Raw genomic sequence first — 1,838 nt, 5'->3', positions numbered from 1 at the left:
ATGCTCAAAAAAAGAAAGACTCCAGAGTGATGGGTTCTAGAAGACGACATGAAGAGGACAGGGATTGGAACGCGGAAGAGGCGGTCGGGGAATGGGGCAGTAGAATGGCTAATGTGATGCACTCCCTAGAAACGGGACAATACGTGCCCGACACGGGATGGTATGAAATCGGGCTGCAAGCAAAGCTAACTATAGGACAGCCTGGTGATAAATACGAGCAAGAGGCAGATCGAGTAGCGCGTCAGGTAGTACAGCAGATTAATTCTCCACGGATTATTGAAGAGGAAGAGTTGGGTAGGCCAAAACAAGAAATTCAGAGGAAAGGGTTAACAGGTGGAACGTTAGCACCTCAAAATTTTGAAGGTTCCATAAAGGAAGCAAGAGGAAGGGGAAAGCCACTGTCCGACAAGATAAGAAAACCGCTAGAGCAGGCGATGGGGGCGGATTTTAGTGGGGTGCGGGTGCATACGGATGCTCAGTCGGATCAGTTGAATCAGTCGATACAGGCGAAGGCGTTTACGACGGGGCAGGATGTGTTTTTTAGGCAGGGAGCGTATCAGCCTAAGAGTAGGGGGGGGCAGGAGTTGATAGCCCATGAGTTGACCCATGTGGTGCAGCAGACAAGTAGTAGTGGTGTAAGACAGAGAAAGGAACAAATCAGGCCATGGGAAACGAAAAACATGTATCCAGCGCACAGCCAAAGCAGGCAAGATTTAGCAATCCATTGGTACAAACCCGCCGAAAGCAATGAACGATGTCCCGAAATCAATAGAGAGGGAGAAGCACCGGCACGACAATCTTACTATAGGGATACAGCAAATGTTGGATACAACCCCCCAACATCATCATCCAAGCAGTACTTAGACCCCAAGAATGCCCAGATCGGTGTAATCCAAGGGATGTTTAGAGGGGGGCGTGTATTGAGGGAGGCGATTGGAAATGTAGGTAAAACAGCCATGGGATTCATGAGCAGACATGTAAGTTTACCAGGAAAAACGGCGCAGCAGCACACGGATAATCGAGATAATATCAGTGGATCATATAATACAGTATTCTCATCTGAGGAATATACCAACCTGTTGAGAATTGTTGAGAGAACGGATCGTTCCGAAATAGTTGAATATCCGGTGAATAAAATGAATATATTATGCGTAAAAGATGTACAGTTTACGCAGGTACATAAAAGCAACCCAACTTTAACGAAAAACGGTAAAGGCACAGTGTGGTTAAAAATGGATAAGGATAATGATGGAAAGCCTATGATCTTTGGTGTAGGAAATGCTAAGCTCGATTAGAACAGATAGATGCTGATGGCTTGAAAGGGAAGGATTACATCGCCATTGGGGCGGAAAGGTACCAGATCTTGTAGGGTGGGCAAATGGACATGACACAAAGATGAAATTGCCAAACCTACATAATTTGCCCACCCTACTGTCGTGGCCAGCATAAAATAGTGCATAGATTTTTGAGTAAAAGCCTTGAAAAATCGGAATCGTACCATTTTTCATTAAGCTTCATTTAAGGCTTGCCACGCCTCGACATGAATCTTGACAAGACAATCGGTTATACATATAATATATGTATGACCTTGGAATATGATCCCAGTAAAGCAAAAACCAATTGGCAAAAGCATGGTGTTTCGTTTGCGGAAGCTGAAATGGTGTTTTTCGATCCCCTTGCCATTCATGACATTGATCCAGATTCGATTACCGAAGAACGTTTCATCGAGCGCGGGAATAGGAAACTCTGGATTACCATTGGTCGTTGTATATACCATGCGCGGTGAGGTGATTCGACTAATTTCTGCTCGTCGCGCCACAAAACAGGAGACAAAAGCT

General features: G+C 45.2%; 3 protein-coding genes. 1 reads left to right on the top strand and 2 read right to left on the bottom strand.

From position 1 onward, the window contains the following. Positions 1-29 precede the first annotated feature (29 nt). The gene (locus tag F6K38_RS40910) at positions 30-1,295 is read left to right on the top strand and encodes an eCIS core domain-containing protein (protein ID WP_081431958.1); all 1,266 of its coding nucleotides are present in this window, start codon (positions 30-32) and stop codon (positions 1,293-1,295) included. Here the strand turns inward: F6K38_RS40910 and F6K38_RS40905 are convergent. Together F6K38_RS40905 and F6K38_RS44715 are read right to left on the bottom strand one after the other, a co-directional pair. After that, positions 1,292-1,501 (bottom strand): hypothetical protein, encoded by a 210-nt coding sequence (locus tag F6K38_RS40905; protein ID WP_044493724.1) that lies wholly within the window; start codon positions 1,499-1,501, stop codon positions 1,292-1,294. The two genes, F6K38_RS40910 and F6K38_RS40905, sit on opposite strands and share 4 nt — an antisense overlap. 6 nt (positions 1,502-1,507) lie before the next feature. After that, positions 1,508-1,838 (bottom strand): hypothetical protein (locus F6K38_RS44715; protein WP_502709663.1); only part of this gene is annotated, 331 nt, incomplete at its 5' end.

This window comes from Moorena sp. SIO3B2, assembly GCF_010692525.1.
In the GTDB taxonomy this organism is placed as follows: domain Bacteria; phylum Cyanobacteriota; class Cyanobacteriia; order Cyanobacteriales; family Coleofasciculaceae; genus Moorena; species Moorena producens.
Note: the sequence above shows the minus strand (reverse complement) of the source record. Positions and strands in the feature narration are given on the sequence as shown.